Origin of the sequence: Rhizobium sp. WW_1 (assembly GCF_003610155.1) — a bacterium.
Classification (GTDB): Bacteria; Pseudomonadota; Alphaproteobacteria; order Rhizobiales; family Rhizobiaceae; genus Rhizobium; species Rhizobium tropici_A.
This window is the reverse complement of sequence record NZ_RAIN01000001.1, coordinates 820595-833775: the sequence shown is the minus strand read 5'-3', so window position 1 is coordinate 833775 and position 13181 is coordinate 820595. Positions and strand designations below refer to the sequence as shown.

Here is a 13181-nt window from a genome sequence, read left to right as displayed (position 1 = left end):
TCGCGCGTGAGCGCCGTTCAGTATGATAATGAAACGGGTAAAGAATGACTCCGAATAACCCTGACCGCGTAACGTTCCGAAAAAGGCCACAGCAGGAGCGAAGTATCCAACGTGTCGATGCCATCCTCTCCGTCGCGGCCGCGCTGATTGCCGAAAAGGGGGTGAGCCGCATGAAGATGACGGAACTGGCTGCCGTTGCCACGATCCCGATCGGCTCCGTCTATCAGTATTTTCCGGACAAGGCGGCGATCGTCAGGGCTCTGCTCGACCGGCATTCCAACCGCATTCAGCAAAAGGTCAGAGAAGCCTTTTCCGTCGTGACGTCGCTCGATCACGCCATCGAATTGGCTTGCGGCATGATCGATTGGTACTATCGCGAGTATCGCAGCGATCCTGCCTATCTTGGTGTCTGGCTCGGTACGGATATCGACAGGGATATCCTCAAGCTCAACATAGAGCACAGCAATCGCGTCGCCGAAATGTTCCTCGAAAGCATCCGGCCTTTCCTGCCGGCCGAAAGCCGCATCGACCTCGAGGCGCGTACGCAGCTTTTCAGCCATCTGATCGGAGCATCCGTCCGCTTTGCCATCATGAGCGACGATGACATGGCAAAGCGCATGCTGCACGAATGGAAACAAGTCATTCGCGCTACACTGCTGGCGGAGCCGATCTAGAGCAATTCCAGGAACAGTGCGCAGCGGTTTTCCGTCCGGAATTGCGTTGAAACAAAAAGATAGAGCGGTTCAGAGATTCCGTGAAAAGCTGAACCGCTCTAATCGCAGCCAAAGGTAACCGGCTGGTGGGTTTCTTGGCTCACCAGCCCGGCAGGATATGTCCCGCGCGGAGCCGCGGATAGAAGCGCGTATAGGTCTTCACTTCGCCATCGAGATCGTCGTCCACCGCGGCCGGCGTGATGTTGTCGAGACAGGCCGATATATGCGCGGTGATGGCGTTCATCAGCGACGCCGAGAGACCGGCCCGCTTCATGATGCCGATCTGCACCGGCGGCAGCGGCGGGAAGCCGTCTGCCTGCGTCAGCACCTTCATGCCGGTTCGCAAAGCCGATTCCGGCATGACTGAAACCGCCATGCCGGCAAGCACGGCTGCGGCAACGACGGTACAGGACCAGCTGGTAAACAGGATCTGATAGTCGCGGCCGCCGGCATCGAGCGCCGAGCAGGCAAGCTGTCGCCACTGGCAATCGCGCCGACCGACCGCAAGCGGAATGGGCGCGTCGTCGCGCAGCGGGTGATTGGCCGAGCCGACCCAGCAGAGCGGCTCGGTGCGCACCACATCAGACATGCGCTCACGCGGATTGTGGGTGACGAGTGCGATATCGAGCTCGCCGCGATGCATGCGCTCGGCAAGATCCACAGAGGGCTCGCAGACGATGTAAAGTTCGACATTCGGATGCGTCTTGGCAAAGCGACCGATGATTTCGGGCATGTAGCGGTCGGCGTAATCATCCGGCGTGCCGATCCGCAGCGTGCCTTCAAGCCGATTGTCGTCGAAGGCCGCCATCGCCTCGTTGTTCAGGCGGATGATGCGGCGGGCATAGTTTAGAAGCTTTTCGCCTTCGGCCGTCAGCCGGTTGCCGCGACCGTCCTTGATGAAAAGCTGCTTGCCGACGCGTTCTTCCAGCCGGCGCATCTGCATGGAAACCGCCGACTGCGTCTTGAACACTCGGTCCGCCGCTTTGGTGAAGCTGCCGGAATCCACGATTGCGATGAAGGTCTGCAACTGATCGATATCAAGCGGCGCGGACATGGGTTCACCTATAAAGGAGTTTGATAGTTATCATTAGAAACATTCGTTGGACTGATCAATAGGCCTTTGGCATCTTCTGAATGCAATTCAGCATACCAATCGAACAGCAAACCCTGTCGAACTCCTCCCGGCCTACGCCCTTTTCCGGAACACCGGGGAGGGGCTTGGCTCGCGTGTGCCCAAGGAAAGGATTATGGAAATGCGCACGACAGATCGGACCCTTGACCTCGGCCTTGCAACGCCATCGCTGTCGCTGACGGCGCGGATGATGCTCGCTGTCGCCAATCTCGCTTCCATCTGGCGCGCAATCCGAAATCGCCAGGAGATCGACTATCTCAATGAGCTCGACGACAGCCAGCTGCGGGACATCGGCCTTACCAGGCAGGATTTGAGGGCGGCGCTGACCACCTCGACCTTCTTCGAGGACCCGTCCAGCCATCTGACCCATTCCGCGCGTCGCCGCACGCGCCTCTCCGCCTTCAGCAGCTTTAGCGGTTGATGTCGGACAACAGTTTCCCCGCAGGGTGATAGCCAATAAGCCCTGCCTCTTTCCCGGTGTTCGGCCCAAGGGCCAGCACCGGGTTTTTTCTTTCTGCGGCATTGTTTCTCTGGCGGATCATGCGCGGACAAGTTGCCTCCGGGCACAACTGTCTTATCTTACCGCCCAATCGAAACAGCAGGGATTCGACGATGGCAACGGTGATCTTCTTCCACTCCGTCTATGGTTTGCGTCCGCTCGAACATGAGGCTGTCGAGCGCGCGCAGGCCGCTGGGCACAAGGCCTTCGCGCCGGATCTCTATGAAGGGCTGATTGCCCGATCGATCGAAGAGGGCTTCGAGTTCAAGGACGAGATCGGTTGGCAGACGATTTGCGAGCGCGCGCAATGGGCGCTGGCGGGGCTGCCGGCCTCGACCGTGCTCGCGGGATTTTCGATGGGCGCCGGGGTCGCGTCAAACCTGTGGCCTAAGCGGGAGAGGACCGCGGGCATCCTGTTCTTGCACGGCATCGCCCCGATCGCCGGGAATGCACGCAAGGGCTTGCCCTTGCAGCTGCATCTGGCCGAACCCGACCCGTTCGAACCAGAGGAGGATGTAGCCGCCTGGCGGCAGGCAGCCGGAAAATCCGGAACCGCTGCCGAGATTTTCCGATATCCGGGTGGCGGCGGCCACCTCTACACCGATGCCAGCCTGCCCGATTATGACGCCAAGGCGGCGGATCTCACCTGGAAGCGCGTTATCGACTTCCTTGATGCCATTGATGCCAAGGGTTGAACTTGGCCCGGACTTTGCGCGCCGGGCTTGAACTGAAGCTGCTTGTCGCCTAGCTTACGGACATCAGCAATACCAACAGGATGTGTGCAGCAATGAAATTCACCTCGACCGCAACGCCGTTCAGCCTTGTCATCGGGGAAATTCTTGTTCATGCCCATATCCATCGTTCTATCCAATCTTTCGTGGTCCACGCCTGACGGCCGGCCGCTTCTTTCCAATCTCGATCTGAGTTTCGGCGCCGAACGCACCGGCCTTGTCGGCCGCAACGGCGTTGGTAAGACGACGCTGATCAGACTCGTCTCCGGCGAGCTGCAGCCGCAATCCGGCACGATCTCCTTCAGCGGCAGATTGGGAATCCTGCGCCAGAGCGTGCAGGTGGAGGCGGAAGAAACCGTCGCCGACCTTTTCGGCGCAAGCGAGGCGCTGGCCATGCTGAAGCGTGCGGAAGCGGGCGAGGCGACGAATGAAGAGCTCGCTTCGGCCGATTGGACGCTCGAGCAGCGTATCGCCTCGGCACTCGATCGCGTCGAACTAGATGTTGCGCCGGAAACGCCTCTCGTGACGCTGTCGGGCGGACAGCGCACGCGCTGCGGTCTGGCAGCTCTCATCGTCGACGATCCCGATTTCCTCATTCTCGACGAACCCACCAACAATCTCGACCGCGACGGCCGCTTGGCGGTCATCGATCTGCTCGCAGGCTGGAGGGCAGGCGCGATCGTCATTAGTCATGACCGCGAATTGCTCGATACCATGGATGCGATCGTTGAGCTGACATCGCTCGGCGCCTCGCGCTACGGCGGCAACTGGAGCCAGTATCGCGAACGCAAGGCGCTGGAGCTTTCAGCCGCCGAGCACGATTTCGTCGAGGCGGAAAAGCGTGTCGCCGAAGTGGAAAGAAGCGCGCAGGCGGCCGTCGAGCGGCAGGCGAGGCGGGACAAGGCCGGTCGGAAAATGGCGGCCAAGGGCGGCATTCCGCGCATTATGCTCGGCGGCTTGAAGGAGCGAGCGCAGATGACGAGCGCCGAGAACACGCGACTTGCCGAACGGCGCCGTGGGCAGGCCCTGCAGGATGCCGCCGCCGCCCGCGAAAAGATCGAGATCCTCCAACCCCTGACTGTCAAGCTGCCGACCTCGGGACTTCCGGCAAACAGGATCGTCCTCAAGATGGAGGGCGTGACTGCCGGTTACGAGCCCGAACGGCCGATCCTGCGCGATTTCGATTTCATCATCACCGGGCCGGAACGCGTTGCCATCACCGGACCGAACGGTTCCGGCAAGACGACGCTGCTGGCGCTGGTTTCCGGCGGGCTGAAGCCGTGGAGCGGAACGGTGCGGGTCGTCCATTTCGCCTTGTTGGACCAGCGAGTGAGCCTTCTCGATCCGTCGCTTTCGATCCGCGACAATTTCAGGCGGATCAATCCGGATGCGGATGAGAATGCCTGCCGAGCCGCCCTGGCGCGCTTCATGTTCCGGGCCGATGCAGCGCTGCAGATCGTCTCAAGCCTGAGCGGTGGGCAATTGTTGCGTGCCGGGCTTGCCTGCGTGCTCGGCGGTTTGGTGCCGCCGTCGTTGCTGATTCTGGACGAGCCCACCAACCATCTGGACATCGATTCCGTTTCGGCGGTCGAAGCCGGGCTTAGCGCCTATGACGGCGCACTTCTGGTCGTCAGCCACGATGAGGTATTTCTCGACAATATCGGCATAGAGAGACGGCTCGAGCTGTCGGCCCGAACCGTCTCGGATAGGTGAGAGGTCGCGTCAGGCGTGGTCGGCGCTGGCGATGCGGTCGAGTTCGGCGACTGCATCCTCCGGCAGCTTCAATTCGGCGGCTGCAATATTCTGCTTGAGGTGGGCGGGCGACGACGTTCCCGGAATAAGCAGGATATTGGGCGCGCGCTGCAGCAGCCAGGCGAGCGCCACCTGCATCGGGGTCGCGTTCAGGCGCGTGGCCACATCTGACAGGGCTGAGGATTGCAGCGGCGAGAAGCCGCCGAGCGGGAAGAAGGGTACGTAGGCGATGCCATCGCGATTGAGTTCGTCGACCAGCGCATCGTCGGTGCGCTGGGCCAAATTGTAGAGGTTCTGTACGCAGACGATATCTGTGATCGTGCGGCCCTCGGCGATCTGGCCGCGCGTGACGTTGCTCAATCCGATATGACGCACGAGGCCCTGATGCTGGAGTTCCGCAAGGGCGGTCAGCGGCGCCTCGATCGAGCCCTCCGTCGGCTGATACGGGTTGAGCATGACGCGAAGATTGACGACATCGAGCACGTCGAGCTGCAGGTTGCGCAGATTGTCATGCACGGCCTGCTTCAACTCGTCGGCGGAGAAAGCCGGCAGCCAGGAGGCATCCGTGCCCCGGCGCGCGCCGATCTTGGTAACGATGACGAGATCGTCTCGATAGGGATGTAGCGCTTCCCGGATCAGCCGGTTGGTCACATGTGGACCGTAGAAATCGCTGGTGTCGATATGGTTGACGCCGGAGGCGATGGCGTCGCGCAGGACTGCGAGCGCGGTGTCGTGGTCCTTCGGCGGCCCGAAGACGTGAGGGCCTGCGAGCTGCATGGCGCCGTAGCCAAGCCGTTTGACCCTACGGTCCCCAAGGGTGAAACTGCCTGATTGATCGATGCTGGACATGGCTATCTCCTTTCGAGAAGAAAACAGAAATAGGCCTCGTCTCAATGTGTGATAACTGGGCGCAATGCGCACGGGCTGTGCAGAATTACGAACAGCCCATATAGACCGAAAGGGACGTGCCGCGCCTCATTCCGCTTTCGGTGCAGGCTTGTCCTGACCCTTCAAATAGCTGTCGAAGATCGCTTCCATGTTCTTCTGATAGGTCTTCTGCACTTCAAGGCCGCTGTCGAACATGGCGTTGAACATGTCGGTATAGGCGGCCATGTCGACGCCGGCGGAGGGCTTGGCTTTCGCTTCTTCCTTTGGCGGCTCGGCCGCCATCGGGAAGTTTTTCATCATATCCTGAAACGCCTTGGCGAAAGGATTGTCCAGAAAGGGATTGGTCTGCGCCAGTTTCTCGCGCTTGACGGCATCGGCGCCGAACATCAGCTCCATTGCCTGCGTGAAGGGATTGTCGAAGATGCTCGCCTGCGGCGTCGGCTGCTGCTTCGGTGCGAAACCGATGCTCTGCAGCCAGCCTTGCATCACCGCGCCCATATCGGTGTTGAGGAAGGGGTTGGTCATCGGCGGGATCTGGCCGCTGGTTTCCTTGAACAGGCCGCCCATCAGCGTATCGGCCATGGCGGGCAGCATGCGCTTGTAGATTTCCTGGCCAATGCCGGTCATCTGCGCGGCCTGCGCCGCGATCGCGCGGGAAACGTCTTTCGAGCCGAACAGCCTGCCCAGCACGGCATTGCCGTCCGCGATGCCTTCAGGCGTGAAGGCCTTGGTCATGTCCTCGAAATATTTGGCATAGTTGCCGGATGCGATATCCTGCATCACGCCCATGAAATTATAGGGATCGGTGGCACTGCGCTTGAAGCCGGAAGAGAAGGCAGGCATCAGTGCGGCCATCGCCTTCGTCGCCTGCTCCTGCGCCAGATTGAACTGCTTGGCCATGGCCTCCGTTGCGGCGCCATTCTGTGCCTGCATCATCATGTCGAAGAGTGGCAGCATCGAAGTCCCTTTCCCCGCTATGAGGCCGCTTCGGAATCAGGCGGCGCTTGATTCCGATAGTATCGCGGAAAAAGGGAGGCGCATACCGGTTTCTGCCGCCGCACCATCAGGTTTCGACGGCAGGTCGTTGGCTATCAGTACTGATATTCCTCGAAGATCGGCTCGACCGACTGGTTCCAGCGGCCGTTGTAGAGCATCAGCAGATCGTCGGCGAGCGTTCCCTTCTTGGCGAGCACTTCGTCGAGCGGCGCGAGGAAAACGGTCTCGTCCTGGCCATCACCGTTCAAGCGATTGCGGTTCTTCAGGCCGAGGCGGGAAATGCCGACAACTTCGCGCGCGACATCGAGCAGGTTATGGCCCTTGATCGTGGCTTTCAGACCCTCGACCGGCACGATGTCACGCAGCGCGTTGACCTCGTTGAAGCTCCAGTTCTTGGTCAGTTCGTCGGCCGCAGTCAGCGCCTCGTCATCATAGAGCAGGCCGACCCAGAAGGCCGGCAGCGCACAGATGCGGCGCCAGGGGCCGCCGTCGGCGCCGCGCATTTCGAGGAAGCGCTTGAGGCGCACGTCCGGGAAGAGCGTCGAGAGATGGTTTGTCCAGTCGCCCATGGTCGGTTGCCAATCGGCGATTTCGCCCTTCAGCGCGCCGTCCATGAACTGGCGGAAGGTGACGTGTGTGCAGTCATGGTAGCGACCGTCGCGAACGACGAAGTACATGGGAACGTCGAGTGCCCACTTCACATAATCTTCGAAGCCGAAATCGTCGCGGAAGGTGAAGTCGAGCAGGCCGCCGCGGCGGTTGTCGGTATCTTTCCAGATCTCTCCACGCCAGGAGGAAAGACCGTTCGGCTTGCCGTCCGTGAAGGGCGAGGAGGCAAAGAGCGCTGTTGCCAGCGACTGCAGCTTCATCGACACCCGCATCTTGCGGCGCATGTCCGCTTCCGACGAGAAGTCGAGGTTCACCTGGATCGTGCAGGTGCGGTACATCATGTCGAGACCCTTGGTGCCTACCTTCGGCATATAACGGGTCATGATCTCGTAGCGCGATTTCGGCATACGCGGCGTTTCGGCAAGCGTCCATTTCGGGCTGCCGCCGACGCCGAGGAAGCGGATGCCCATCGGCTCGGCGATCTCGCGCACTGTGGCCAGATGGTTGTTCGATTCCTTGCAGGTCTCGTGGATGGTTTCGAGCGGCGCGCCTGACAGTTCGAACTGGCCGCCCGGCTCGATTGAGATCGCGCCCATGCCTGTGGGTTCACCGAGCCCGATGATGTTCTCGCCATCCATGATCGGGTCCCAGCCGCTCTTCTTCTGCAGCCCCTTGAGGAGCGCGGAAATGCTGGCTTCGCCGAAATAGGGTACGGGGCTGTTGTCGGCGCGGAAGAACACGAATTTCTCGTGCTCGGTGCCGATGCGGAATTTCTCCTCCGGCTTGTTGCCGGCGGCCAGATAGGCCGTCATTTCCGAGACCGAGGAGAGCGGAGTCTGGTCGGTAGTATCGCGCGCCATGGTATTACCTTAGATCTCGGAGGATAACCCACGCCAGCCGCAGGTCAATTGGAGGGTGATTGACGCGGATTGAGGTACGGTGCAAGTGAATTTCTTTCAAGGGTCGTTCAAAAAAATAGGATTTTATGTCTCGCAAGTGCATCACAGCCGTGTCGACCGCCGGCATATCTGCACAAGCGTTCAAGACGTCCAGCCTTTGTCGTGGATAGTTTGCTTCGACTGATATCAGGCGGAGCATATCGATGATTGAAGAAAATGGCCTCTACTATTCCATTATGACACTGCTTCTGGCCTCGCTGGTCATCATGGGAAGCCCCGGCCCCTCCACGATCAGCGCGACGGTCATGGGCGCGGCCTATGGTTTCCGGCGATCGCTTGGCTATGTGTCCGGTCTTATCGCCGGCACGGTGGCGGTGTTGCTGGCCGTTGCGGCCGGGGTCGTCGCGATCCTGCTGTCCGTGCCGCACGGTGCATTGGTGCTGACGGTCGTTTCCGCCGTCTATATCCTCTATCTGGCTTTCAAGATCGCCACCGCACCGCCGCTGTCGCGCCGCGACGATCGGGTCGCGGCCCCTGCCTTTTCCGGCGGCTTCCTGCTCGCCGTCGCCAATCCCAAGGCCTATCTGGCGATCGCAGCCGTCTTTGCCGGCGTCAGCCTGTTTCAGGATCAGCGGCTGCTCGACGCTGCTATCAAGATCGCGCTGCTGACAGGCATGATCGTCGCCATCCACATGGTCTGGCTTCTCCTCGGCGCATCCCTGTCCCGCTTCCTCCAAGATCCGAGGATCTCGCGGATCGTCAACGTCTCGCTGGCGATCCTGCTGATCGTTGCAACTGTCGTTGCGGTGCTGGAATGAAAGCTCAGTTCCAGTCGCCGATGGCAGCCTGGATCACCGCCATGGCGGCAACGGCAGCGGTGTCGGCGCGCAGGATGCGCGGGCCGAGCGGAATGGCGGTGACGAAATCGAGGCTGCGCAGCAACGCGCGCTCTTCTTCGGAAAAACCGCCCTCCGGGCCGACCAGCAATGCCAGATGTTTTTCCTTCACCTGCGTCAGCAGCGGCAGGGGATTTTGACCTGCATCGCCTTCGTCGCAATAGATGATGCGGCGCTCGCGCGGCCAGCCCGCGAGCAGATCGGCAAGCTTAACCGGTTCGGCGACATCGGGAATGCCGAGGATGCCGCATTGCTCTGCCGCCTCGATGACATTGGCCCGCACCTTGTCCAGATTGGTGATCTTGCCCTGCACATGCTGTGTCATGACGGGCTGCAGCAGGCCCGCGCCCATCTCGACCGCCTTCTGCACGAGATAATCGAGCCGTCCGACCTTCAGCGGCGCGAAGAGGTAATGCAGATCGGAGGGAGCCGGCTGCGGCCGCGTTTCCTCGACCGGCGTCAGCAGAATGCGCTTGCGGGTGGGGAAGGAGAGGCTGGCTCTCCATTCGCCGTCGCGGCCGTTGAAGATGAGCAGTTCGGCGCCATCTTCCATGCGCAGCACATTGGCAAGATAGTTGAACTGGTCCTGATCGGCCTCGATGGCGACGCCTGCCTTGATGTCCGATGTCACGAACAGCCGCTGCATGCGGAAATTGGCGCGCATGGATTACCCCTGGAATTCCCTAGAAACATGAGATGGAACGATTCGAAGCCCGGTGAGAACCGAACCGCCCTAAATGAAGAGCGCGACCATAACCCAATATACGGCGGCGGCAAGCAGGGCCGCGACAGGCACGGTGATCGCCCAGGCGCCGATGATGGTCATGAAATGGGAGCGGCGCACCAGGCGACGGCGATGGACCTCGTCGGGATTGCGCTCATCCGCGGCTTCCGGCTCGTGCCAGGGAATGCCCGCAGCCTCGGCTTTCTTGCGCATATAGGTGAAGCGCCGCCTCGAGCGCGCGGTGGACCATTCGCGGAAGAAACCGACCCCGAAGACCGCGCCGACGGCGATATGGGTCGAACTGACAGGAAAGCCGAACCAGGCCGCAACGATGACGGTGAGTGCGGCTGATACCGCGACGCAATAGGCCCGCATCGGATTGAGCTTGGTGATCTGCTCGCCGAGCAGGCGGATGAGCCGCGGCCCGTAAAGCAGAACGCCGACGGAGATGCCGCAGCCGCCGATCATGACCACCCAGAAAGGCGCCTTTTGCGTCGTCGTTTCGGCGATCACGCCGATCGAGCCGCCGAGGCCGATATCGCGGACGATCGCCGCAAGCGGCCCGATGGCGTTGGCGACGTCGTTGGCGCCATGCGCGAAGGACATCAGCGCTGCCGAACAGATGAGTGGCAGGCGGAAAAGTTTGCGCAGCGAGCTGTTCTTGTTTTCCAGCCCGACAGACTGCGCCGCCACCAGCGGCCGCGCGCCGAGCCAGGCGATGATGCCGACGCCAATGCCGATCGCCAGGTTCAGTATATTGGGGATTGCGCCCTTCGGCTCCAGCTGGACGACGAGATAGCCCGAGAAGGCGCCGGCCATCAGTCCGATCAGGATGGGAATCCAGTATCTGGCGGCGGCGATCTTGTCGTCGCGATAGATGATGCACGTCTCGATGAAATAGAGGATGCCGGCGGCGATGGTGCCGCCGAGGAAGGGCGTTATCACCCATCCCGCCGAGATTGCGGCCAAAACATGCCAGTTGACCAGCTCCGGACCGACCGCGGCCGCACCCGCACCGACGACGGCGCCGACGATCGTGTGGGTGGTCGAGACCGGCGCTTTCAGCCAGGTGGCGAAATTGATCCAGAGGGCGGCGGCAAGCAGCGCCGCCATCATCAGCCAGGCAAGCTTGCCGATGCTGATGATGCGGTTGGTGTCGACGATGTGGGTCGAGATCGTGTTGATGACCGGGCCGCCGGCAATCGTCGCTCCGAGGATCTCGAAGATGGCCGCCATGACGAGGGCTTGCGTCATGGTGATCGCACGCGCGCCGACCGCTGCGCCGACATTGTTGGCGACGTCCTTGGCGCCGATGTTCAGAGCCATGTAGCCGGCAAGAGCAACGGCGGCGAAAATCAGCGTCGCTCGCGGCTGGCCGAATACATAGATGCCGGCAAAAACCATGGCGAAACCGAGAAAGATCAGGCCGATACCCGGGGCGACCAGACGTTTCGTCACATGATGGGTCGCATCCTCGACATAGGTGAATTTGTCGAGGTCCTTGTCGAGCGTCCGTTTGCTAGGTGTGGCCGGTCGGTCGGGCATGCAATTCTCTGGATCAAAACTCTCGTATTGCGCTCCCCGAAAGGGCGCGCAATATCCACCAGCCACTCTGGCATAGTTTTTTGTGAGTAATGTGGCTTATTTATCCTGCGCTGCCACAGGCACAGCCGTCATCCGCTGAGCGAAGGCAAGGATCAATTCGCGCAGTTCCGGTTCGCGCACGCGCTCTGCCGCGACCTCGCAGGACACCCACTCCAGGGAACGTTCGCCCTTCTCCTTGAAGTGCTTTGCAAGTTCGTTGACCTCAAGGGCATAGACCTGCACGCGGCATGGCACCTGAATACCGTCCTTCAGCACCTTGTCGTAGCCGAACGAGCCGAGTGGCTCCGTCTCCACCGCGCCGCGCACGCCGGCCTCTTCATAGGCTTCGCGGGCCGCGACCTCGTGAGAAAGCTTGCCCGGCATCGGCCAGCCCTTGGGAATGACCCAGCGCCCGGTATCGCGGCTTGTCAGCAGCAGCACCTCGAGATCGCCCGTCTTTTTCTTCAACCGATAACAGAGCGCAGCATATTGCTGTCGCGGCGGACGCCGAAACATGAGTTGCACATCATTTGCTATACGGCTGAGAAAGGCCAATTGTCGGTTCACCTTTTGGGGGTTGGAGTGAAGGATTGATTCTATATTAGCATCGTGTGGAAAAATTTTGTGTTCCACAGAGTGCTATATGGTATTTCCCCACAAATTTATTCAGTGGTGACTATGTAAAAAAGTGATGATTTGCCTTCTGATATTCGCCAGCAATTATGCTGAAAGCGACATTGAACAGCATTTTCATGCCGCAGATGACGCAGCTGCTTGAATGCGGCCGTCATGGCGCTGGAAAGAAAGATAAAACCTTGCCATGCCCGAACCCGTTTCATCCCGACGCCTGCCGCCGCTGAATGCGCTTCGCGCATTTGATGCTGTCGCGCGACGCGGCAGCATCCTGCAGGCGGCCGATGAGCTTGGCGTCGTGCGCGGCGCCGTCCGTCAGCAGATCACCCTGCTGGAAGCCCATTTCGGGGTGACCTTGTTCGATCGGGAGAACGGCAGGCTGGTACTGACGGCGAAGGGCAGGGCATTCGCCGATTCCGTCGGCGTCGCCTTCGGTATCCTGCGGCGGGCGTCGGCGGAGCTTGCGATCGGAGGCCGGCGATCGATCCGGCTTGGCGTACCCTCGGCCTTCGCGGTCTGGTGGCTGATGCCGCGTGTTGCCGCATTGCAGGCGGCCCTTCAGGATATCGATATAGACATCGTGCCGATGGCCATGGTGGAGCCGCTTGCCAAGCGCGCCGACCTGGAAGCGGTCATCATGGGCGGCGAGTACAGGCCGATGCGCGATATCACGGCCATTCGCTTTATGGAGGACGAATTCGGCCCGGTCGCCACGCCGGAGATCGCCGATCGCCTCGGGCTTGCCGCGGGCGTTTGTGCGCTCGCCGGAGCTTTCGCCCTTGCAAGCCGCTCCGCCCCGACCCTGTGGGAGGATTGGTTTGCCGAAGGCGGTCATGCGCCGGTTCGCTTTGCCGGCAATCGCGAGTTCGAGGACCTGCTGCTGGCGATCGGCGCTGCTCGCTCCGGGCTCGGGGTTGCCATTGCGCCGCGCACGGCCATCGGTGAGGATATCGACCGTGGCCTATTGGTCGCGCCCTTCGGCTTCATCCGCAGACCGGCGGGCTACAGTCTCAGCATTCGCAGCAGCGACGTGAAGGACCCGGCGCTTGTCCGGCTGGCGGATTGGCTGAGCGCGGCGGGGGTCGAGCAGACTTAGCAAGGTATCCTCCCTGTGAGATACACATG

13 protein-coding genes are annotated in these 13181 nt (G+C 61.1%); 6 read left to right on the top strand and 7 right to left on the bottom strand.

Annotation, left to right across the window (positions count from 1 at the left end; all coding sequences use genetic code 11):
- Nucleotides 1–44: 44 nt before the first annotated feature.
- Nucleotides 45–674 (top strand): TetR/AcrR family transcriptional regulator, encoded by a 630-nt coding sequence (locus tag BJ928_RS03945; protein ID WP_047627947.1) that lies wholly within the window; start codon nucleotides 45–47, stop codon nucleotides 672–674.
- Between the two features lie 139 nt (nucleotides 675–813).
- On the opposite strand, the gene BJ928_RS03935 is transcribed toward BJ928_RS03945, so the two are convergent.
- Nucleotides 814–1767, bottom strand: coding sequence for a LysR substrate-binding domain-containing protein (locus BJ928_RS03935; protein ID WP_047627944.1), 954 nt, complete (start codon nucleotides 1765–1767; stop codon nucleotides 814–816).
- A gap of 199 nt (nucleotides 1768–1966) precedes the next feature.
- Here BJ928_RS03935 and BJ928_RS03930 point away from each other — a divergent pair, with 199 nt between their 5' ends.
- The 3 genes from BJ928_RS03930 to BJ928_RS03915 all read left to right on the top strand — a co-directional run bounded on the left by BJ928_RS03930 (nucleotide 1967) and on the right by BJ928_RS03915 (nucleotide 4788).
- Nucleotides 1967–2266, top strand: a complete 300-nt coding sequence (locus BJ928_RS03930) for a DUF1127 domain-containing protein (protein WP_047628785.1) — start codon at nucleotides 1967–1969, stop codon at nucleotides 2264–2266.
- 191 nt (nucleotides 2267–2457) lie between these two features.
- Nucleotides 2458–3039 carry a dienelactone hydrolase family protein gene (locus BJ928_RS03925; protein WP_047627942.1) on the top strand — a complete coding sequence of 194 codons (582 nt, stop codon included), beginning with the start codon at nucleotides 2458–2460 and terminating at the stop codon, nucleotides 3037–3039.
- A gap of 150 nt (nucleotides 3040–3189) precedes the next feature.
- Nucleotides 3190–4788, top strand: coding sequence for an ABC-F family ATP-binding cassette domain-containing protein (locus BJ928_RS03915; RefSeq protein ID WP_047627940.1), 1599 nt, complete (start codon nucleotides 3190–3192; stop codon nucleotides 4786–4788).
- Between the two features lie 9 nt (nucleotides 4789–4797).
- On the opposite strand, the gene BJ928_RS03910 is transcribed toward BJ928_RS03915, so the two are convergent.
- From BJ928_RS03910 to BJ928_RS03900, 3 genes are all read right to left on the bottom strand, one after another.
- The gene (locus tag BJ928_RS03910; protein ID WP_047627938.1) at nucleotides 4798–5676 is read right to left on the bottom strand and encodes an aldo/keto reductase family oxidoreductase; all 879 of its coding nucleotides are present in this window, start codon (nucleotides 5674–5676) and stop codon (nucleotides 4798–4800) included.
- 126 nt (nucleotides 5677–5802) lie between these two features.
- Complete coding sequence (locus BJ928_RS03905) at nucleotides 5803–6672, bottom strand: DUF937 domain-containing protein (RefSeq protein ID WP_047627936.1); 870 nt, start codon at nucleotides 6670–6672, stop codon at nucleotides 5803–5805.
- Nucleotides 6673–6806: 134 nt separating this feature from the next.
- Complete coding sequence (locus tag BJ928_RS03900) at nucleotides 6807–8180, bottom strand: glutamate--cysteine ligase (RefSeq protein WP_047627935.1); 1374 nt, start codon at nucleotides 8178–8180, stop codon at nucleotides 6807–6809.
- Nucleotides 8181–8422: 242 nt separating this feature from the next.
- On the opposite strand from BJ928_RS03900, the gene BJ928_RS03895 reads away from it, so the two are divergent.
- The gene (locus BJ928_RS03895; protein WP_047627934.1) at nucleotides 8423–9037 is read left to right on the top strand and encodes a LysE family translocator; all 615 of its coding nucleotides are present in this window, start codon (nucleotides 8423–8425) and stop codon (nucleotides 9035–9037) included.
- Between the two features lie 4 nt (nucleotides 9038–9041).
- Here the strand turns inward: BJ928_RS03895 and BJ928_RS03890 are convergent, their stop codons facing one another.
- From BJ928_RS03890 to BJ928_RS03880, 3 genes are all read right to left on the bottom strand, one after another.
- Nucleotides 9042–9779, bottom strand: a complete 738-nt coding sequence (locus BJ928_RS03890) for a 16S rRNA (uracil(1498)-N(3))-methyltransferase (protein WP_047627932.1) — start codon at nucleotides 9777–9779, stop codon at nucleotides 9042–9044.
- 69 nt (nucleotides 9780–9848) lie between these two features.
- The gene (locus BJ928_RS03885) at nucleotides 9849–11384 is read right to left on the bottom strand and encodes an inorganic phosphate transporter (protein ID WP_047627930.1); all 1536 of its coding nucleotides are present in this window, start codon (nucleotides 11382–11384) and stop codon (nucleotides 9849–9851) included.
- Between the two features lie 96 nt (nucleotides 11385–11480).
- On the bottom strand, nucleotides 11481–11978 hold the full coding sequence (locus tag BJ928_RS03880) for an NUDIX hydrolase (protein WP_183079358.1): 498 nt from the start codon (nucleotides 11976–11978) through the stop codon (nucleotides 11481–11483).
- A 265-nt stretch (nucleotides 11979–12243) separates the two neighbouring features.
- Between BJ928_RS03880 and BJ928_RS03875 the strand changes: the two genes are divergently transcribed.
- On the top strand, nucleotides 12244–13152 hold the full coding sequence (locus BJ928_RS03875; protein ID WP_047627927.1) for a LysR substrate-binding domain-containing protein: 909 nt from the start codon (nucleotides 12244–12246) through the stop codon (nucleotides 13150–13152).
- The last annotated feature ends 29 nt before the right edge of the window (nucleotides 13153–13181 follow it).